The organism is Paraburkholderia sp. RL17-381-BIF-C, from assembly GCF_046026435.1.
GTDB lineage: Bacteria > Pseudomonadota > Gammaproteobacteria > Burkholderiales > Burkholderiaceae > Paraburkholderia.
This window is the reverse complement of the sequence record NZ_JARESX010000027.1, coordinates 62,576-82,263: the sequence shown is the minus strand read 5'-3', so window position 1 is coordinate 82,263 and position 19,688 is coordinate 62,576. Positions and strand designations below refer to the sequence as shown.

At 64.5% G+C, this 19,688-nt stretch carries 18 protein-coding genes; 10 read left to right on the top strand and 8 right to left on the bottom strand.

Annotated elements, in window-relative coordinates; translation table 11 throughout:
- The first annotated feature begins 136 nt into the window (after window positions 1-136).
- Window positions 137-901 carry a hypothetical protein gene (locus P0D70_RS18405; RefSeq protein WP_408185542.1) on the top strand — a complete coding sequence of 255 codons (765 nt, stop codon included), beginning with the start codon at window positions 137-139 and terminating at the stop codon, window positions 899-901.
- A gap of 33 nt (window positions 902-934) precedes the next feature.
- A complete protein-coding gene (locus P0D70_RS18400) occupies window positions 935-1,519 on the top strand; it encodes a hypothetical protein (protein WP_408185541.1) in 585 nt (194 codons plus the stop codon).
- 75 nt (window positions 1,520-1,594) lie between these two features.
- On the opposite strand, the gene P0D70_RS18395 is transcribed toward P0D70_RS18400, so the two are convergent.
- Both P0D70_RS18395 and P0D70_RS18390 read right to left on the bottom strand, forming a co-directional pair.
- A complete protein-coding gene (locus P0D70_RS18395) occupies window positions 1,595-1,903 on the bottom strand; it encodes a DUF4148 domain-containing protein (RefSeq protein WP_408185540.1) in 309 nt (102 codons plus the stop codon).
- Between the two features lie 286 nt (window positions 1,904-2,189).
- Window positions 2,190-2,420, bottom strand: a complete 231-nt coding sequence (locus P0D70_RS18390) for a hypothetical protein (RefSeq protein ID WP_408185539.1) — start codon at window positions 2,418-2,420, stop codon at window positions 2,190-2,192.
- Window positions 2,421-2,654: 234 nt separating this feature from the next.
- Here P0D70_RS18390 and P0D70_RS18385 point away from each other — a divergent pair, with 234 nt between their 5' ends.
- Complete coding sequence (locus P0D70_RS18385; RefSeq protein ID WP_408185538.1) at window positions 2,655-2,924, top strand: DUF4148 domain-containing protein; 270 nt, start codon at window positions 2,655-2,657, stop codon at window positions 2,922-2,924.
- 70 nt (window positions 2,925-2,994) lie between these two features.
- Here P0D70_RS18385 and P0D70_RS18380 read toward each other — a convergent pair whose 3' ends face one another.
- The 5 genes from P0D70_RS18380 to P0D70_RS18360 form a co-directional block, all read right to left on the bottom strand.
- Window positions 2,995-4,425 carry a heavy metal sensor histidine kinase gene (locus P0D70_RS18380; protein ID WP_408185537.1) on the bottom strand — a complete coding sequence of 477 codons (1,431 nt, stop codon included), beginning with the start codon at window positions 4,423-4,425 and terminating at the stop codon, window positions 2,995-2,997.
- Complete coding sequence (gene irlR, locus P0D70_RS18375; protein WP_091806989.1) at window positions 4,425-5,105, bottom strand: heavy metal response regulator transcription factor IrlR; 681 nt, start codon at window positions 5,103-5,105, stop codon at window positions 4,425-4,427. Before irlR ends, P0D70_RS18380 begins: the two co-directional genes overlap by 1 nt.
- 11 nt (window positions 5,106-5,116) lie before the next feature.
- Window positions 5,117-8,368 (bottom strand): efflux RND transporter permease subunit, encoded by a 3,252-nt coding sequence (locus tag P0D70_RS18370; protein ID WP_408185536.1) that lies wholly within the window; start codon window positions 8,366-8,368, stop codon window positions 5,117-5,119.
- 79 nt (window positions 8,369-8,447) lie between these two features.
- Window positions 8,448-9,923: an efflux RND transporter periplasmic adaptor subunit gene (locus P0D70_RS18365; RefSeq protein WP_408185535.1), complete on the bottom strand. Its 1,476-nt coding sequence runs from the start codon at window positions 9,921-9,923 to the stop codon at window positions 8,448-8,450.
- Window positions 9,924-9,933: 10 nt separating this feature from the next.
- Window positions 9,934-11,265, bottom strand: coding sequence for a TolC family protein (locus P0D70_RS18360; protein WP_408185534.1), 1,332 nt, complete (start codon window positions 11,263-11,265; stop codon window positions 9,934-9,936).
- A 161-nt stretch (window positions 11,266-11,426) separates the two neighbouring features.
- Here P0D70_RS18360 and P0D70_RS18355 point away from each other — a divergent pair, with 161 nt between their 5' ends.
- The gene (locus P0D70_RS18355) at window positions 11,427-12,344 is read left to right on the top strand and encodes an NAD(P)-dependent oxidoreductase (protein ID WP_408185533.1); all 918 of its coding nucleotides are present in this window, start codon (window positions 11,427-11,429) and stop codon (window positions 12,342-12,344) included.
- A gap of 85 nt (window positions 12,345-12,429) precedes the next feature.
- Here the strand turns inward: P0D70_RS18355 and P0D70_RS18350 are convergent, their stop codons facing one another.
- Complete coding sequence (locus P0D70_RS18350; protein WP_177205202.1) at window positions 12,430-13,251, bottom strand: LysR substrate-binding domain-containing protein; 822 nt, start codon at window positions 13,249-13,251, stop codon at window positions 12,430-12,432.
- A gap of 126 nt (window positions 13,252-13,377) precedes the next feature.
- Between P0D70_RS18350 and P0D70_RS18345 the strand changes: the two genes are divergently transcribed.
- The 6 genes from P0D70_RS18345 (at window position 13,378) to P0D70_RS18320 (ending at window position 19,609) form a co-directional block, all read left to right on the top strand.
- Window positions 13,378-14,229, top strand: coding sequence for an alpha/beta fold hydrolase (locus tag P0D70_RS18345; protein ID WP_408185532.1), 852 nt, complete (start codon window positions 13,378-13,380; stop codon window positions 14,227-14,229).
- Between the two features lie 334 nt (window positions 14,230-14,563).
- A complete protein-coding gene (locus tag P0D70_RS18340) occupies window positions 14,564-15,547 on the top strand; it encodes an AraC family transcriptional regulator (protein ID WP_408185531.1) in 984 nt (327 codons plus the stop codon).
- A 79-nt stretch (window positions 15,548-15,626) separates the two neighbouring features.
- A complete protein-coding gene (locus P0D70_RS18335; RefSeq protein WP_408185530.1) occupies window positions 15,627-16,685 on the top strand; it encodes an ABC transporter substrate-binding protein in 1,059 nt (352 codons plus the stop codon).
- A 68-nt stretch (window positions 16,686-16,753) separates the two neighbouring features.
- Window positions 16,754-17,557, top strand: coding sequence for an ATP-binding cassette domain-containing protein (locus P0D70_RS18330; protein WP_408185529.1), 804 nt, complete (start codon window positions 16,754-16,756; stop codon window positions 17,555-17,557).
- Between the two features lie 14 nt (window positions 17,558-17,571).
- Entirely contained in the window at window positions 17,572-18,855 is a 1,284-nt protein-coding gene (locus P0D70_RS18325) for a sugar ABC transporter permease (RefSeq protein WP_408185528.1), read from the top strand.
- A 25-nt stretch (window positions 18,856-18,880) separates the two neighbouring features.
- Window positions 18,881-19,609 carry an SDR family oxidoreductase gene (locus tag P0D70_RS18320; protein ID WP_408185527.1) on the top strand — a complete coding sequence of 243 codons (729 nt, stop codon included), beginning with the start codon at window positions 18,881-18,883 and terminating at the stop codon, window positions 19,607-19,609.
- Window positions 19,610-19,688: the final 79 nt, after the last annotated feature.

Genomic DNA, 19,688 nt, shown 5'->3' with positions numbered 1-19,688 from the left:
GGCTGACACCGGCTGTCCAGCGAGACGACGGCCACGCTGGCATGGCACAGCGCAAAGCCTTATGCAACAAGCCGTAGCGGCATGGCACAGTGGTTGCGAATACTCCTGTACGACATTGCAGTCGAAGGAGCCAACGATGAACCATCTCAACCCGATCGCGCGCGCAGCGGCCGCGCTCGCTGTCATTGCGGCGACCGCAGCTTGCGCTGCCCAACCCGTGCCGCGAGCCCAGGCCGGTGCGCCGATGCCGCCACCCGCGCCGAGATCCGACGCACCGATGCCGCCACCCGCGCCTGCCGCCGACACACCCATGCCACCGCCACCACTCGCCGGCCCGCGTGATGGCGTTCCCACAACAGTAAGCGGCGTAGTGCGGCGTTTCGTGATCAATCCGGAGGGCGATGTCGACGGCATGCTGCTCGCTGACAACACGCTCGTCCGGTTCCCGCCGCATCTCGGCACTCAGGTGGCCGCCACGATCGCGCCGGGTGCGAGCGTCAATGTGAACGGCTTCGCGCAGGCGAGCGGAACGCTGCGCGCCGGCCAGATCGCCGACACGAAGAGCGGCCGCAGCATTGTCGATCAACCGCCGCCGCCCGATGCGCAACGGCTGCCGAAATCGCTCGCCGGTGTCGGACTCGTCAAGCTCGACGCCGCGGGCCGCGTGCTGCGCGTCACCAGCGCGCCGCGCGGCGAGCCCGACGGTGTGCTTCTCATCGACGGTACGGTCATCAAGCTCACGCCGGCCGCGGCCGCGCGATTCACGAACCTGTTGCAACCGGGCGCAATGGTCGCGGCGCAAGGCTATGGCACACGTAATCGCTACGGTGAATCGCTGCAGGCGACCGCGTTCGGTACGCCCGGCAATCTCACGGTGCTTTACGGCGACCTGCCCAGGTAATCCCAATCCATCATTCGAACGAGGAGCTTCACCATGCATTGGATCGATCCCGCCTGCCTGCCCGAAACGCGCGGCAAAGTCGTGCTGTTTCTGCTCAACCCGCACGGCAATGCCGACGGCTTCATTCTTCAGCACGCGGACGGTGTGCAACAACAGGTGCATTTTCCGCCGCATCTCGGCAAACAGATCACACGCTACGTCACGCCGGGCGACACGGTTCGCGTACGCGGCGTGAAACCGCGTGGCGCCGATCTGATCGCCGCGGTCTCACTGACAACCCGGCAAGGCGCCGAGATCGTCGACGAAGGCCCCGCGCCGCACGATCATGGCCCGAAGCATGAACACGGCCACGAACTCCACGGCGAACCGATGGACGTGCAAGGCGAAGTCATCATGCCGCTTTATGGGCCGAAGGGCGAGCTGCGCGGCGCGCTGCTGGAAGACGGCACCTCGCTGCGTATGCCGCCGCATGCCGCCAGCGAACTCGTCGAGTATCTGACGCCGGGCGTGCATGTACAGGCGTGGGGGCGTGGCGTGAAAAACAAGGATGGGTGCACGGTGGACGTTCACGACATCGCCGAACTGGTCGACGAAGTTGCCGGGCACGCAGGCCTCTAGAAACAGCATGCGTTTCGGCATGACTGCGATCCCGCCGTTAGCAGCGCGGGCTCGCAGTCTCACGCATCACGCACATCACGGATGGTCGTACATCGCATTCCAGTGCGCTTTGGAAACGGCCGGACGTCCCGAGTCCGACGAGCCGCTCGTGCTACCGCCGAAACCTGTCGCGGCATGACGTGCCGCCACCTTGGCTTCAGCGGCCTGAATATCGGCCGGATAGGTCGGATCTTCACCGCGCGCCGGGTTGTAACCCGCCTGCTCCAGTTCGATCAGTTCGGCGCGCACTTGCGCACGTGTGAGCGGCTGGTTCGATTGAGCGAACACGGCAACCGGCGCGGCAAGAGCAGCGGCAACTACAACGGCTTGAATAAGCGACTTCATAATGACTCTACCTCCAGACTTTGCTTTGTCCTGCTACGAACAACCCTGTTCGCAACTCGGTGATGACAGTCTAGAAAGGTGAGCCATCGAGAGTAAGGGCCGCCAGTGGGGAGGATTGTTTCCGAATCTGGAGAAACGGTGGTGGGTCGAGTGTCTAGCAGCGAGAACCGCGAATTTGCCAAAGACCTGTACCGGCACGCCTTCGACAATATCCGCGCGGCATGCGTGAAACGGCGGCGTGCGTGAACGCGACGGCTGCCATACGAGGCCAGTCACGCCGAGAGCACTATCGACGCGGGAAGATACACAGATGCGTCTTCACATACAGATTCGGATTGCCGCAGCGATGGCCCGCATAGTCGATCTGCTCGCCCGGCGCGAGATTCGCCGGCTTCACCGCTTGTGTCGAGGTCGACATGCTCGTGGATGCCGGCGACTCGCCGCTATTGCTCGCACATCCGGCAAGAATCGCGGGAAGGAAGGCCGCGAAAGAATACTTCAACGTGAATGCACGCATGTTTCGCCGCCCGGACGCTCGTGACAGAAGACGTGTCATCCTGCTCCACGAAGGTCGCCGCCAGTCTCACGCCGACATGACAAAAATCTCATGCGGGCCGCAGCAGTTATCACTTCTTCGATACGCCGGGACGTGACAGTTTTCTCATGTCGCGGTCACGATGGCACACCGCCCGCGATCCATACTGCGCTCATGGATCGCCGACCGGCGGTCATCACTAAGGAGGTTTTCAATATGAACGCCAAGCTCTGCACCCTATGCGTCGTCGCCATGACGATGATCGGCGCGGCCTCTCAGGTTGCGCAGGCACAAGGCAAGTCCCGCGCTCAGGTGAACCAGGAACTGGTTCAGGCTCAGCATGACGGTGTGATTCCAAACAGCAAGACACAGTATCCGCCCAGTGCCGACAGGATTGCCCGCAACAAGGAGTTGCACGCCATCACCTGGCATGCGGGCGAAACGACACCGCCGGTGGATCATCACGACAGCATCGCGGCCCGATAGCCGCGCGCGCCGCCGGGAGCAGTGACCCGGCGGCGCGTCTGATTGCGAGTGTGCCGCCGAACGCGTTCTCTCAATCCTTGCGCGCGGCGCCGCGGGTCACCGGCATGCTCAGGTCGTGACGCCGGGGAAAACGCAACCAGAAGCGGGTTCGAACGTAGGGCTGGCTCTCGCACCCGCAGTGTCCCGCGTGACTGTTCATGATCGATTTCACGATCGCGAGGCCAAGCCCTGTGCCCGAGGCCGAGCCCTGCCGCGAAGGGTCGACACGATAAAACCGCTCGAAGATGCGCTTGAGATGATGCGCCTCGATACCAGGTCCCGAGTCCGACACGGTCAGCGTGGTTGAATTCGCCTCTTCCTTGCAGTCGATAGTAATGGTGCTGCCCTTCGGCGCCTGCACGAGCGCGTTCGACAGCAGATTGCTGAGCGCCCGTTGGAAGAGAAGCAGATCGGCATGCACCGTACCCTGCCCCGTCACCTCGATCCTCACCTGCGCGTCTTCGGCCATCGGCTCGTAATAGCCGGCGACGCGTTCGGCTTCCGCGGCTGCGTCGAGCGCGCGCAGGGACAAGGCCGCATCAGCCTGCTCCGAGCGCGCGAGGAACAGCATGTCCTCGATCATGCGCGACAGTCGTTGATACTCATCCACGCTCGATTCGATCACGTCGCGGTAGTCCTCCGCGGTCCGAGGTTGCGACAGCGCCACCTGAGCGGCGGCAAGCAGATTGGTTAGCGGCGTGCGCATATCGTGCGCCAGATTGGAGGAGAACTGACTGAGCCGGGTGAACGACTCGTCGAGCCGCGCCAGCATGCCGTTAAAGGCCTGCTCCAGCTCCTTCAATTCCCCCGACGCATCGAGTTCGGGCAAAGGCTGCGCAAGGCGGCTGGTCGACATCGCCTCCGCCTGGGCCGCCAGCCTGCGCAGCGGGAGCAAGCCCAGCGTGGCGATCCCGTAGGCGAACGCGGCGGCGAGAATCACACCGAACACTTCGATGATGACCGCCGTATAGGCGTGCGCCCGTAACAGCGCCCGGTCATTGGTTCTATCGTACTGAACGGCGATGCGCACCCACCGCCCCGTCGCGGCGTCGAGCGGCACCATGGCGACGAGGTAGCGAAGATTCAAGTCGGCGCGTGTCAGTTCGATGCTGGCCTCGCTCGCGCGGGTTGCGAGAATCGGCGCGTACGACTGAAACCCAGGCGTGCTGACGAGGCGTTGGCCCGCCGTATCGTAGACAGCGAGCGCCATGTTCTGGTGGCCGTGCAGCAAGTCGATCCACGTCTGTGCGTCGCGGACGATATCCTCGATGTTCTGACTTCCGGCCAGATGCGACTCCAGCGCCGCCAAAGTGCCGGACATGAGCTCGGTCGAGGTGGACTCCAGGCGGCTGCGCAGCGCGCCATACAGCGCGAGGCCGCTCAACGCGAGAATGACCGATGTCGACAGAATGATCAGGACAGTCAGCCGCGACTGGAGCGTTCTTGACACCGCGCCTCTCATTAATTGCTACCGCCTCTGACTTCCAGCACGTATCCCATGCCTCTCACCGTATGAATGAGCTTGGGTTCGTAGGCGTCGTCGACCTTGGAGCGCAGCCTCCTGATTGCCGAATCCACCACGTTCGTATCGCTGTTGAAGTTCATGTCCCACACCTGCGAGGCGATCGTCGCGCGGGGCAGGATCTCCCCTTCCTTGCGCATGAGCAGCCACAGCAGCGTGAACTCCTTCGCGGTCAGCAGGATCACGTCGCCCTGACGGGTCGCCTTGCGCCGCGTCAGGTCCAGTTCAAGATCGGCGACCTGCAGCGACATGGATTCGCGCGGCTTTCCGCGCCGGAGGATCGATCTGACGCGCGCGACCAGTTCGACGAAGTCGAACGGCTTCGCGAGATAGTCGTCGGCACCGAGTTCCAGCCCCTTGACGCGGTCCCCCACATCGTCGCGTGCGGTGAGAAATAGCACCGGCGTGGACCGTGTGCGGCGAAGATTCTTCAGTAGCGTCCAGCCGTCCTGTCCCGGCAGCATCACGTCGAGGATCAGCAGGTCGTAGTCTTCCGACTCCGCCTGGTGCTGACCCGTGACGCCGTCTTCGGCCCAATCGACGACGTATCCCGCCTCCGACAAGCCTTTGCGAAGATAGGCGCCGGTCTTCGGCTCGTCTTCCACTAACAGAATCCGCATGCGAACCACCTCTAGAAAAAGCCAAGCCGGCGCAGTATCCGCCCCGGCGCGGCTTGCGCCAGCCGGCTCACGGCAACGGCGCGCCACGACGACGCGTGAGCGGTTCGGTACAGCACGGGTAAAACCAGCAGTGTCAGCGCCGTGGACGACAGGATGCCGCCAATCACCACCGTTGCCAGAGGGCGCTGCACTTCCGAACCCGTGCCGGTTGCGAAGGCCATGGGCAAGAACCCGAGCGAGGCGACGAGCGCCGTCATCAAGACGGGCCGCAGACGTGTCACGGCGCCCTCACGAACCGCCGCGTCCAGTTCCACGCCTTGCTCCCGCAGATTTCTGATGAAGGCAATCATGACGAGCCCGTTCAGCACCGCGACGCCCGAGAGCGCAATGAACCCGACCGCTGCGGTAATGGAAAGCGGAATGTCCCTCAACCACAGCGACAGCACGCCGCCACTCAATGCAAATGGAATACCGGTGAAGACCAGCAAGCCATCCTTAACATTATTAAACATGATGAAGAGCAGGACAAACACCATGAAGAGCGACAGCGGCACGACCAGCTTCAGGCGCTCGCTCGCGCTTTGCAACTGCTCGAACTGTCCGCCCCACGACAACCAGTAGCCCGCCGGCACCTGCACGTCCTGCCGTATCTGCTCGCGCGCATCCGCCACGAACGAGCCGACATCGCGGCCCCGGACATTCGCACTCACCACGACGCGCCGCTTGCCGTCTTCCCGGCTGATCTGGTTCGGACCCGGCGCGAGTTCGACCGTGGCCAGTTCGGCGAGCGGCACGTACGGCGCCTGAACGACGGGCACGCCACCGCCTGCCGCCGACGCGGACGACGGCGCAAGCGGGAACGCAGACGGCAACGCAGACGGCAGCGCAATCGGCAGCCGCTTGATCGCCTCGATGTCCGAGCGCAGCTCGTCCGGCAACCGCACCACGATATCGAAGCGCCGGTCGCCCTGGAACAGCGTGCCGGCCTTCTTGCCGCCCACCGCCGCCGCGACCGTGTCCTGAATGTCGCCGACCGTGACGCCATAGCGCGCCAATTTGTCGCGCTCGACGTTGATGGTCAGAACCGGCAAGCCTGTGGTTTGCTCCACCTTGACTTCGGCGGCGCCCGGCACTTTCTGCAATGCCGCCGCGATCTGCTCGCCCGTGCCGTTGAGCACCGCCATGTCGTCGCCAAAGAGCTTCACCGCCACGTCGCTGCGCACCCCCGAGATCAATTCGTTAAAGCGAAGCTGAATGGGTTGAGAGAATTCATATGCATTCCCTGGCAGCTCTGCGAGCACCGCTTCGATCTCCTCCACCAGCTTCTCGCGCGGCTTGTTCGGATCGGGCCACTGGTCCGTCGGCTTGAGCATGATGTAGCCGTCCGACAGGTTGGGCGGCATCGGGTCCGCTGCGATTTCGGCCGTGCCCGTGCGGGCAAACACGCGTTCGATTTCCGCAAACCGTTGCTTCAACGTCTTCTCAATGGCCTTTTGCATGCTGACCGACTGGGAGAGACTCGTGCCCGGAATGCGCAGCGCGGCGACGGCGAGGTCGCCCTCGTTCAGACTCGGGACGAACTCGCTGCCAAGGCGCACCGCCAGCCCGATACTCAACGTGACGATCACCACCGCGCCGACAAACACCCGTTTCGGACGCGTCATGAAGGCGGCGAGCAGCGGTTCGTAGAGCCGCCTCGCCCAGCCCATCAAGCGATTTTCCTTTTCTTCGACGCGTTTGCCGATAAACAGTGCAATAGCAGCAGGAATGAAGGTGACTGTCAACACCATCGCGGCGGCCAGCGCCATCACGACGGTGATCGCCATGGGGTGAAACATTTTCGCCTCGACGCCTTTGAGCGCGAAGATCGGCAAGTAGACCACCATGATGATCAGTTGACCGAATATCAACGCGCGCCTCGCTTCCTGCGACGCGCCGAACACTTCGGCGAAACGCTCCTCGCGGGTCAGCGGCCGGCCGGCGAGCTTCTGCGCATGCGCGAGCCGCCTGACGCAGTTTTCCACGATCACCACCGCGCCGTCGACGATGATGCCGAAGTCGAGCGCGCCCAGACTCATGAGGTTGGCACTCACCTTCGCGTTGACCATGCCGGTGAACGTGATCAGCATGGAAAGCGGAATGACGAGCGCTGTAATCAGCGCGGCGCGCAGGTTGCCGAGGAAAAGAAACAGCACGGCGATCACGAGCACCGCGCCTTCGAGCAGGTTCTTCTTCACCGTCTGCACCGCCTTCTCAACGAGAACGGTGCGGTCGTACACCGGAATCGCGCGCACACCCGCGGGCAGTGTGCGATTCACGTCGTCCATCCGGCTCGCGACGGCCTTCGAAACGGTGCGGCTGTTTTCTCCCATCAGCATGAATACGGTGCCGAGCACGACCTCTTCGCCGTTCGAGGTCGCGGCGCCCGTCCGCAATTCACGGCCGATATCCACCTGTCCGACATCCTTGATGCGAACCGGCACGCCGCCCACGTTGGTCAGCACGACATTGGAAATGTCGTCCACCGAGCGCGCCTGGCCGGGCACCCGCACGAGATACTGTTCGCCGCGTTTTTCGATGTAACCGGCGCCGACGTTGTCGTTGTTGCGTTCGAGCGAGCGCACCACGTCCGCCAGCGTCAAGCCATAGGACATGAGCTTGGCGGGATTCGGCGCGACCCGGAACTCCTTCACGAAACCGCCGATGGAATTCACCTCGGTGACACCCGGCACATTGCGCAGTTGTGGCTTGATGACCCAGTCCTGAAGCTCGCGCAGGTCCGCGGGCGTGTAACGGGTTCCGTCAGGCTTGACAGCCGACGCGTCAGCCTCGACTGTCCACAGATAGATCTCGCCGAGCCCCGTGGAAGTCGGACCCATTGCTGGCGTGGCGCCGGGCGGCAACTTGTCTTTGGCTTCCTGAATCCTTTCGTTGACGAGCTGACGTGCGAAGTAAATGTCGGTGCCGTCCTCGAAGATCACCGTGACCTGCGACAGCCCGTAGCGCGAGATGGAACGCGTCTGCGCCAGATTGGGAAGACCGGCCATCGCGGTCTCCACCGGGTACGTGATGCGTTGCTCCGCTTCGAGCGGCGAATAACCCGGCGCGGACGTATTGATCTGAACCTGAACGTTGGTAATGTCGGGCACGGCGTCGATAGGCAACTTCTGATAGCTGTACACGCCGACCGCCGCGACAGCGGCAATGGCCAGCATGACTAACCAACGGTGCGCGATGGCGAAGCGAATCAGTCTCTCGAACATGGAGATGGTCCTTTGAAACCAGGTGACGGGAGCGCCGCCTGCCCGCGGCAGGTGCGAGGCGCTTCATGGCGTCAGGGCGTCAATGTCCCTCGACACTACCTTTTCCGAGTTCAGCCTTGAGGACGAAACTGTTCGAAGCGGCGTACTTTTGACCCGGCCGAAGTCCGCTCACGACTTCGACGACCTTGTCGTCGCGGCGTCCGGTCTGAACGGTCTGAGCGACGAAGCCACCGCGCGATTGCACGAAAACGGCGGGCGAGCCGTCGATGTCTTGCAACGCATCGGCCGCCACGGCGAGCGGCACGCTTTGCCGCCCGGCGTCCACCGACACATTGACGAACATGCCAGGCCGCCATGCTCCGTCGGGATTGGGCAGTACCACGCGCGCCGGCACGGTACGGGTTTGCTCGCCGAGCAGCGCGCCGACATAGGCCACCGGACCGCTCGATGTCGACTCGAATGCGGTGGCGCTGACGGTGGCGTCGCGACCGACGCGCACATCGTTCAAACGCTGGGCCGGCACCGCCATCTCGGCCCACACGGAGGAGAGGTCGGACAGAACGAAGAGCCTGGCGTCCGCCGCGATCGCTTCGCCGGGCGTCGCATGCTTTTCGACTACGGTGCCGGCAAACGGCGCGCGCAACTCGTAGCGATTCAATGCGTCCGCCGACGCCGGCGCATTCAGCGTGGCGAGTTTCGCGCGGGCGTTCTGCGTGGCGATCTCGGCTTCGCGCAATTGCACCTGCGCCTGCAGATAGTCCTGCTCGGCCGAGATGCGCTCTTGCCACAAGGTCTTTTCGCGGGCGTACGAAGTTCTCGCCGCGGCGAGCCGGCGCTCCGCGCTGAGCAGTTCACTTCTGCGATCGGCAAGATCGGTGCTGGCAATGACCGCCAGCACTTGCCCTCGCACGACTTGCTCGCCGGTCGACACACCCACCCGTTCCACGATGCCCGCCACACGCGGCACGACGTGGGCGGTGCGATCCTCGTTGAAGCGGATTTCGCCGGGCAGCTGGAATGTCGTGAGAATCTGGGCAGGACCGACTTCGCCGAGGCGAATCTGGGCCGCCTCGATTTGCGCCGCACTGAGCGCGACCGCGCCATCGGCCTGGGAAAAAACGAACGACGCGGATTGCCCGCGCCACTTCAGGTCGATGGTTGCGTCGAATACGTGAGGCTTGCCGATCGGTTCGGCGGAGGTCCACTTCTGGCCTGCCGGCACGAACGGGAGTGGCAGCTTCGAGCCGTCGTAGCGAGTGATGGAGCCCGACACGGCGACGCCTTTGTGCGCCGGCTGGCCGTCGATAAGAGGATAGACGACGAGGCGCGCGTCCCCCGGCTTCTCGGAGAGCACGATTTCGACGGATAGTGCGCCGTCGCCGAGAACCGTGCCTCCGTTCCGGCCGGGCGAAGGCTGCGCTGCCGCTGAAGTGTGCGCGGCCCCCGAAGCGCCTTCAGCATTCGACGACTCGCGCGTCAACGCGAAGGCGGCGAGCGCGATGCTCACACTGCCGAAGGTCGCCACAATGGCGATGATGAGTTTTCTGCGCGGCATGACAAGTCCTTCACGGTAAGCGTGGCGATGGGTCCGCGGTGTTGCGCGAGGAGACGTCGGCGAGCGGCACGCCGACAATCCGGCCGATGTCGGCGTAGGCAAAGTGCGCGTCGGCCAGTGCCTGCACGTATTGCGACTGGCTCTGGAACAACGTGCGCTGCGCGTCCAGCACATCCAGAAAGGCGAACTTGCCGAGTTCGTAGCCGCGCGACATTGCGTCGAGCGCCTCACGCGCGGCTGGCAGCACGTCGGTTTTCAGGCGCCGTGCTTCCAGATTTGATCTCTCGTAGTTGGCGTAGGCCTGCGTCAGCTCCAGCTGCAAGCGGGCAGTTTCGCTGTCGAAATCGGCGCTCGCCTTCCCGGCTTTGTGAACCGATTCGAGCAGCGCGCCTTTGTTGGTGTCGAAAATCGGAAGCGGAATCGACACGCCGACCACCGCCTGGTTGCCGGGAACGCCGCCCGTGACGACGCGCTTCATGCCCACGCTGAACGTGACATCGGGGATGCGCTTTGCGCGCTCCACGGAAATCGCGGCGTTGGCCCGCAGCGTCTCCGCCTTTGCGGCGCGCGCAAGCGGCGCGTCGGACAGGTGAGGCAGGAGTTGCGAAAGCGCCCCGATCGCCGGCACGCTTTCAATGTCGCCACTCACCGGGCGTCCTCGCACGAGCGGGCTGCCCGTCACGTTCGCGAGCTTCTCCGCTGCGATCGTCAGCCGCGTGGCGGCGTTGGCCTGTTCGATCTGCACGCCGGTCGCGGCGACCCGCGCCTTCGTCGCCTCCACCGGCGACACCTTGCCGGCCCGCGCGCGTTTTTCCGCCAGTTCCGCCGAGCGCGCCGCGATTTCGGCGGACTCCTGCGCGACCCGCAGCTGACGTTGAGCCGCGAGCAATCCGTAAAACGCGGCGATGACGTCCGCGCGCAGGGCCGCGCCGCGCGCGTCGAGCGATGCCAGCGCCACTTCGCGCCCATAGGACGCGACGTCGAGCCGAGCCTGACGCTTGCCGCCGAGTTCGACGGTCTGGTTGAGCAGCGCCGTCGAAGTGCGATCGGTGCCGCCGAACCCCTCCTGCAGCAGCGAGATCTGTGGATTGGGCCGGGCGCCCGCCTGCATGAACGTCCCGCTCGACGCATCCGCGTCGGCGCGCGCGCCGCGAAGCAACGGGTTGTTCCCGGCCGCGATCCCGAGCGCCTCGTCGAGCGGCAAGGCGGGGCTCTCGCGCGCCGCGGCCCGGGCAGTCGACGGCGCAGGTGGACTGAGCGGCGCAAGCGATGTTGCCGGCTCTCCGTAAGCCGTGCTCACCGCAGCAAGCGCAAGAACGGCAGCAAGGTGACGCGTGAGCATAGGTAGGTGAACCGTTGACCAGGTGCGACCGATGCTACGGCGCTGCCGCAGTGCCAACATGGTGGAAAAATGAGATTTTTGTCATCTTCGGGGCTGCCCGGACGGCCGCACCCTGATAATTACCCCACCCTCCCCAACCCAGCCCAGCTTATGGAGCCCCAATGAATCAACCCATCGCACAGCCCGCCCCATCCACCGTTCGCCGTGTCGCGTTTCTCGGCCTCGGCGTAATGGGCTACCCCATGGCCGGCCATCTCGCGAAAGCGGGCCTCGACGTGACCGTGTACAACAGGACCGCGTCGAAAGCTCAACAATGGGTGTCCGAGTACGGGGGCCGCGCGGCCGGCACCCCGCGGGAAGCCGCGGACGGCGCCGAACTGGTGCTCGCGTGCGTCGGCAACGACGACGATCTGCGCAGCGTCACGCTCGGAGACGACGGCGCGTTTGCCGGCATGGCCTCAGGGTCCGCGTTCGTCGATCACACGACAGCGTCCGCGAACGTCGCGCGCGAACTGGCTGAAATCGCGGGCCGGAAAGGTCTGCACTTCATCGACGCGCCTGTATCCGGCGGTCAGTCCGGCGCGCAGAACGGCAAGCTGACGATCATGTGCGGCGGCGAGCTGGCCATCTTCGAGCAGGCCTCGCCGGTGCTCGCGCACTACGCGGCGGCCGTCACGCTGATTGGTGCCGTCGGCGCCGGGCAACTGGCGAAAATGGTCAATCAGATCTGCATCGCCGGCATGGTTCAGGGGCTCTCCGAAGCGATCAACTTCGGCCAGCTCGCGGGCCTCGACATGCCGCTCGTGCTGCAGGTGATCGGCAAGGGCGCGGCGGCCAGCTGGCAGATGGACAATCGCGGCAAGACCATGATCGACGGCAAGTTCGACTACGGTTTTGCCGTCGACTGGATGCGCAAGGACCTCGGCTTCTGTCTCGACGAAGCGAAGCGCAACGGCGCGTCGCTGCCGGTGACGGCGCTCGTCGACCAGTTCTATGCCGACGTGCAATCGCTCGGCGGCAACCGCTTCGACACGTCGAGCCTGATCTGGCGCTTGCGCGCGCTCAAGCCGGCCAGATAGATCTGTTCGGCGCATGAGAAAGCGGCGCTCAATGCCGCGCAAACCTGCACACGTCCCCGCGTAACAGAGCAGACCGCCGGTGCACCTACCGCCTCAACTCCGAAACGATCTTCTCCGCCAGAAAATCACACGGCGGTCGCTTCGAAGCGGTGCTGCGCGCCAACACCATTTCGAGCGCCTGAATCTCGGGCAAGCCGTGCGCACGCCCGAGCAACGTGAAATGCGCCGGGACCGCGCATCGCGCGAGGGGGACAATCGCAAGTCCTGCTTCGGCCATCGACAGCAGGCCAAGCAGACTCGGGCTTTCATACGAGGTCCGATAGGGAATCTTCGCGCGTTCAAGGCTGCGAATGGCATTTTCCCGCGCCACACTGCCCGGCAGAAACACGGCGATCGGCAGCGGCCGTTCGCGCCAGATTTCATCGGCGCTCGGCGCCGCTGCCCACTCCATCGGCTCGAGCCGGATGAACTCGCCGGACAGGCCCTTCACTCGCGTTGCGCACACCAGATCGACCGAGCCGTCTTTCACCATCGGCGCCAATGCGACACTCGGCAAACCGACCACCTGAATCTCCACCTTCGGATAGCTTGCGGAAAACTTCTTCAGGATCGGCGGCAGCAGCGACGACGCGTAGTCGTCCGGCACGCCGATGCTCACTCGCCCGGTCACGTCAGGCCGCACCACCGCGGCCCACGCCTCCTCCCGCAAGGCGAGCATGCGGCGGGCGTAGGTCAGCAGCACTTCGCCGTCCTGCGTCGGAACCACATTTCTCGGCTTGCGTACGAACAGCGGCTTGCCAAGCGCGCTCTCGAGCGTCTTGATCTGCATGCTCACCGCAGACTGCGAGCGATGCACGACTTCCGCCGCCCGGCTGATATTGCCGGTGTCGGCGACAGCCACGATCATGGTCATCACGTCCAGGTCGAGCGCTTTCAATGGGCTTGGTATCAGAAAAGTGATTAGATTCGATCAATTTTACGCGATTTTCTAAGACAGTGATATCGGGCATAGTGACCGCAAAGGAGCCAGTCAATGAACGCCCGTACCGATTTCTCAGTGCTTGCCGTACCGGAATTGTCGTTTGCGACCATCGCATCCGGCATCTGCGTGCCGTATGTCGAGTGCGGAGAGGGCGAGCCGCTGGTCTTCGTGCACGGCTCGCTCTGCGACTATCGTTATTGGAGCGCGCAGACCGCGGCGCTGTCGCAGCATTTCCGCTGCATCTCGGTGAGCCTGAGCCACTACTGGCCCGCGAACGAGGCTTGCATTCAGGGCGAGTTCGGCTGGCAAACCCACGTCGCCGAACTGGCCGAGTTCATCGAGGCGATCGGCCTTGCGCCCGTCCATCTGGTCGGCCATTCGCGGGGCGGCTGCGTGGCGTTCCATGTCGCGCGCGACTTTCCACGGCTGGTGAAATCGTTGACGCTCGCGGACCCGGGCGGCCCGCTGCAGATCGACGGCATGGCGGAGGCGTCGCTGCCGCCCGCGACCAACGTGCTGCGTGCGCGCGTCGCCGACCTGATCGAGAGCCGCGAAATCGACGCGGGACTGGAGCTTTTCGTCGACTCGGTGAGCGCACCCGGATCATGGCGCAAGAGTCCGGCGTCCTTCCGCACCATGGCGATCGACAATGCGGACACGCTCCCCAAGCAGTTCCGCGATCCCCTGCCCGCCTATTCCCATGAGGCGGCGCGCGACGTGAAATGCCGGACCTTGCTGATCGACGGGCAGCGCAGCCCCCGCATGTTCCGTAACAACGTCGAGAAGCTCGCTGAATGGATCGGCTATGCGGAGCGGCAAACCATTGCCGGTGCGTCGCACGGCATGAATGTCTCGAATGCCGGCGCGTTCAACCGGCTCCTGCAGGCGTTCGTCAGCTTCTGATTCCATTGCGGATGTTCGCCGACGCGCTCCCCTCGCGTCGGAGCGCGGCTCGCCGCGCACCTCCTCAGCCGATCGCATTTGCCGATCGCATTTGCCGACGCATTTGCCGACGCATTTGCCGATAAAGAGCCGCTCTCTGCGGCCAGCGAACCCGCGCCGTTCTTCCACGCGGCTGCGCTGTACGGACTTACCCGAATGCAATTAAGTATCAGTTTGCGGCCCGATTTTCAGTGGCGGCATCCTCTCAACAGGATTAACTTCCTCTCATAGCCAGGTGCAATGCGTTGTGCGCGAACCGCGCCCAAAAGAATAGGCCGGCTCAGGAGGAAGACAGATGCACACCACTCTGGGTGCCGCCGCGCATGCGGACGCCCGTTGCGCCAAAATCGTCCCGCCGGATCTCGAACTGGTCGCCGTACCGCGCGATGAGTCGTTCAAGGTCTGGTCGCATGGTTATCCCTATCGCACGGTGCGCTGGCACTTCCATCCTGAATACGAAATTCAGCTGATCACATCGACCACGGGCAAATACTTCGTCGGCGATTACATCGGCAATTTCGCGCCGGGCAATCTCGTGATGGTGGGCTCGAACCTGCCGCACAATTGGGTCAGCAATGTGCCGCGCGGCGATCGGGTGGATGAGCGCTGTCTTATCGTGCAGTTCGATGGCGCGTTCATCGCGCGCGCCATTCAGGCTCTGCCCGAACTCAGGCGCGTGGAGCCGTTGCTCGATGCTTCTCGCTGGGGTGTGCTGTTCTCAGCGGAATCGGGCGCCGCCGCCGAGCCGATCATGCGCGAAATGTTGAACGCGCAAGGCATGCGGCGCATCACGCTGTTCCTCGCGTTGTTCGACCTGCTCGTGCACAGCGTCGAACCCGCGAAGCTGGCAAGCGCCGCTTATCGCGCCGACCCGGCACGTTATGCCGAGACGCACATCAATCACGTGCTCTCGTATATCGGCAAGAACCTGTCACAATCTTTACGGGAAGCGGAATTGGCCGACCTCTCAGGACAAAGCGTCAGCGCCTTCTCGCGATCTTTCCGCCGGCACACCGGCGTGCCCTTCGTCCAGTACGTGAACCGGCTGCGCATCAATCTCGCGTGCCAGTTGCTGATGTCAGGCGAGCTGACTATCACCGATATCTGCTACCAGGTCGGATTCAACAACCTCTCGAATTTCAACCGTCAGTTCCTGTTGCTCAAGAACATGCCGCCCTCGCGATGGCGGGCTTATCAGCAACTGAATGCGGCCAGCGCGACCGAATCGTCCGACATCGCGCATGACCGGCGCCTCGCCGGACACGCCCCGCCCAACTGACGAACTTCACAAGAAGGCTCACCCAGGCCCAAACACGGCAGCAGCTTCGCCGGAATTTTTCTAAAAACGGAGACATGCGATGACCAGACTTTCGAACCAACTCATCGGCGCCAGCGCCCTGAGCCTGAGCTTGCTGGGCAGCACCGCTGCTTTGGCTGCGCCAAGTGGCACGGTCGCGTTCCTGATGCCCGACCAGGCCTCGACGCGCTACGAGCAACATGACTTCCCCGGCTTCAAGACCGAAATGAGCAAGCTCTGCCCCGACTGCAAGGTGCTCTATCAGAACGCCAACGCCGACGTCGCGACGCAGCAGCAGCAGTTCAACTCGGTGATCGCACAAGGCGCGAAGGTGATCGTGCTCGACCCGGTGGACTCGACGGCCGCGGCGTCGCTCGTCCATATGGCGCAGGGCCAGGGCATCAAGGTCATCGCCTATGACCGGCCTGTGCCCTCCACGCCGGCCAACTATTACGTGTCGTTCGACAACGAAGGCATCGGCAAGGCCATTGCGCAGTCGCTCGTCCAGCACCTGAAAGACACGGGCGTGCCGACCACCAAGGGCGGCGTGCTCGAAGTGAACGGTTCGCCGACCGACGCGGCGGCCGGGCTGATCAAGAAGGGCATTCACGCCGGTTTGCAGGGCAGCGGCTACAAGACGCTGGCCGAGTACGACACGCCGGACTGGGCTCCGCCGAAGGCCCAGCAGTGGGTCAGCGGACAGATCACCCGCTTCGGCTCGCAGATCGTCGGCGTAGTGGCCGCCAACGACGGCACGGGCGGCGGGGCCGTTGCGGCGTTCAAGGCAGCCGGCGTCAATCCGGTGCCGCCGGTGACCGGCAACGACGCGACGCTCGCGGGGTTGCAGTTGATCATCGCGGGCGACGAATACAACACGATCCTCAAGCCGAGCGAGATCGTCGCGGCGGCGGCGGCGAAGGTGGCGGTCGGTTTCCTGTCCGGCCAGACGCCGAAGGGTGAAACCACGTTGTTCAACACGCCGTCGCAGCTCTTCAAGCCGGCGGTCATCACGGCGAAGAACCTCAAGGCGGAGGTCGTCGACAAGGGCTTCGCGAGCGGCAAGGATCTGTGCACCGACCGCTATGCCGAAGGCTGCAAGAAGCTCGGCATCACGTACTGAGCCGGCGCAAGCCCCGGACGGACCCGGCGCGTGCCGGGTCCGTCAACTCTCCATGAGGTATCCGTCCCATGACTGATCAGGCCACAACACGATCCCGGCGCGGCGAACTGGTGCTGAGCCTGCGCGGCGTCTCGAAGCACTTCGGCGCGGTCTCGGCCCTGACGGACATCGAGCTCGACGTGCATGCCGGCGAAGTGGTCGCCCTGGTGGGCGACAACGGCGCCGGCAAATCAACCCTGGTGAAGGTGCTCGCCGGGGTCCATCAACCCAGCACCGGCACCATCACCTTCGGCGGCAAGGAAGTCACGCTGCCCGATCCGGGCGCGGCGCTCGATCTGGGCATCGCCACGGTGTTCCAGGACCTCGCCCTGTGCGAAAACCTGGATGTCGTCGCGAACATCTATCTCGGGCGCGAACTGAATCCGCTGCGCCTCGACGAAGTGGCCATGGAGGTGAAAGCCTGGACGCTTCTGAACGAACTGTCGGCGCGCATTCCCAGCGTGCGCGACGTGGTCGCCTCGCTCTCGGGCGGGCAGCGCCAGACCGTGGCGATCGCGCGCTCGCTGCTGCTGGACCCGAAGCTGATCATGCTCGACGAACCCACGGCGGCGCTGGGCGTGGCCCAAACCGCCGAGGTGCTGAACCTGATCGAGCGGGTGCGCGACCGCGGCCACGCCGTCATCATGATCAGCCACAACATGGAGGACGTCCGCGCCGTCGCGGACCGCATCGTGGTGCTGCGACTCGGCCGCAACAACGGTGTCTTCTATCCCGACTCGTCGAATCAGGAACTGGTCGCCGCGATCACCGGCGCGACCGAAAACGCCGTGTCGCGCCGCGCCGGCCGGCGCCAGTCCGAGCAGGGTGCCTGAACCAAGGAACCATCATGAGCAATCAAATGCAAGGCGCCCCGCAGCGTGAGCCGCAAGGCGAGCCGCAACCGTCCACGCTGCTCGACCGCAGCGATATCCGCGTGAAGCACGCCACCGGCATCGGCGGCACCGTTTCCGAGTTCGTCGAACGGGTGCGCTCGGGCGATCTCGGTTCGTTGCCGGTCGTGGCGGGCCTGATCATCATCTGGACCGTGTTCACCAGCCTGAACCCGGTGTTCCTCTCGGCCGACAACCTGGTCAATCTGCTGTTCGACTGCTCGACGGTGGGCGTGATCTCGCTCGGCATCGTCTGTGTGCTGATGGTGGGACAGATCGACCTCTCGGTGGGCTCGATGAGCGGCTTCGCTTCGGCGCTCGTCGGCATGCTCTGGGTCAATCACGGCTGGCCGGTGCTGCTGGCTATCGCCGCCGCCATCGCCGTCGGCGCGCTGATCGGCGCGTTGTATGCGCTGCTGCTCAACCGGCTCGGCATGCCGAGCTTCGTGGCGACACTGGCCGGGCTGCTCGCGATCCTCGGCATGCAGTTGTACGTGCTCGGCGCGACCGGTTCGATCAACCTGCCTTACGGTTCGGCGATAGTGAATCTCGGGCAGCTCATCATCATCCCGGCCGTGATTTCGTATCTCCTCGCACTGGCGCCGGGTGCGGTGATGCTGGCGCTCGGGTTGCGCACGCGCGAGCGCCGCCGCGCGTCCCAGCTCTCCGCGCCCTCGGTGGGCAGCCTGCTCGCACGCGCCCTCGCCATTACGGTCCTGCTGGAGGCCGTGGTGGCCTATCTCAACCAGGGGCGAGGCGTCCCGCTGATGTTCGGCGTGTTCCTCGGACTCTCGGTCGCGATGGACTATGCGCTCAAGAGAACCCGCTGGGGTCGCTCGATGCACGCGGTCGGCGGCAATCACGAGGCCGCGCGGCGGGCCGGCATCAAGGTCGGCGCCATCTACACGAGCGCCTTCGTGCTGTGCGCGAGCCTCGCCGCGCTCGGCGGCGTGCTGACCGCGGCGCGGCTCGCCTCGGCCAGTCAGCAGGCCGGCAGCGGCGACGTGAACCTGAACGCGATCGCCGCGGCGGTGATCGGCGGCACGAGTCTGTTCGGCGGCCGTGGCAGCGCGTATTCAGCGGTGCTGGGCATCATCGTGATCCAGTCGATCGCCAGCGGCCTGACGCTACTGAACCTGTCGTCCTCGTTGCGCTTCATGATCACCGGCGCGGTGCTGGCGATCGCGGTGATCGTCGACTCGCTTGCCCGGCAGTCCCGCGTCTCGCATGGCCGCGCGTAATTCCAGCAATCCAGGAGAACAGCGAATGACTGAATCCATCAAGGGAAAGGTTGCCGCCATCACGGGCGCGGCATCGGGCATCGGCCTCGAGTGCGCGCGCGTACTGATCGCGCAAGGCGCGAAGGTGGTGCTGATCGACCGTGCCAGGGAGAGACTCGAACAACTTTGCGCGGAACTGGGGCCGAACGCGCTGCCACTGGTGGTGGATCTGCTGCAGCCGTCGGAAGTGGACGCGCTGCTGCCATCAATCCTCGCACTCGCGGGCGGCCTCGATATCTTCCATGCGAATGCCGGCGCGTACGTCGGCGGCGATGTGGTGGACGGCAATCCGGACGAATGGGACCGCGTGCTGAACCTGAACATCAATGCCGCGTTCCGCTCGGTCCACGCCGTGCTGCCGCACATGGTCGCGCAGAAGTCGGGCGACATTATCTTCACCAGTTCGATCGCCGGGATCGTGCCGGTGGTTTGGGAACCGATCTACACGGCGTCCAAATTCGCGGTGCAGGCCTTCGTTCACACGACACGCCGCCAGCTCGCCAAGCATGGCGTGCGGGTCGGCGCGGTGGCGCCCGGCCCGGTCGTGACGGCCCTGCTCGACGACTGGCCGAAAGCGAAGATGGATGAAGCGCTCGCCTCGGGCAGCCTGATGCAGCCCAAAGAGGTCGCTGATGCCGTACTCTTCATGCTGACGCGGCCGGGCAACGTGACCATTCGTGATCTCGTGATCCTGCCGAACAACGTCGATCTGTGAAACGCTCGACACGGGCGGGCCCGCTGTGGGCCGCCCGCCGTGCTTCTGAAACGCTACCCCTAACCCCTAACGCGATAGT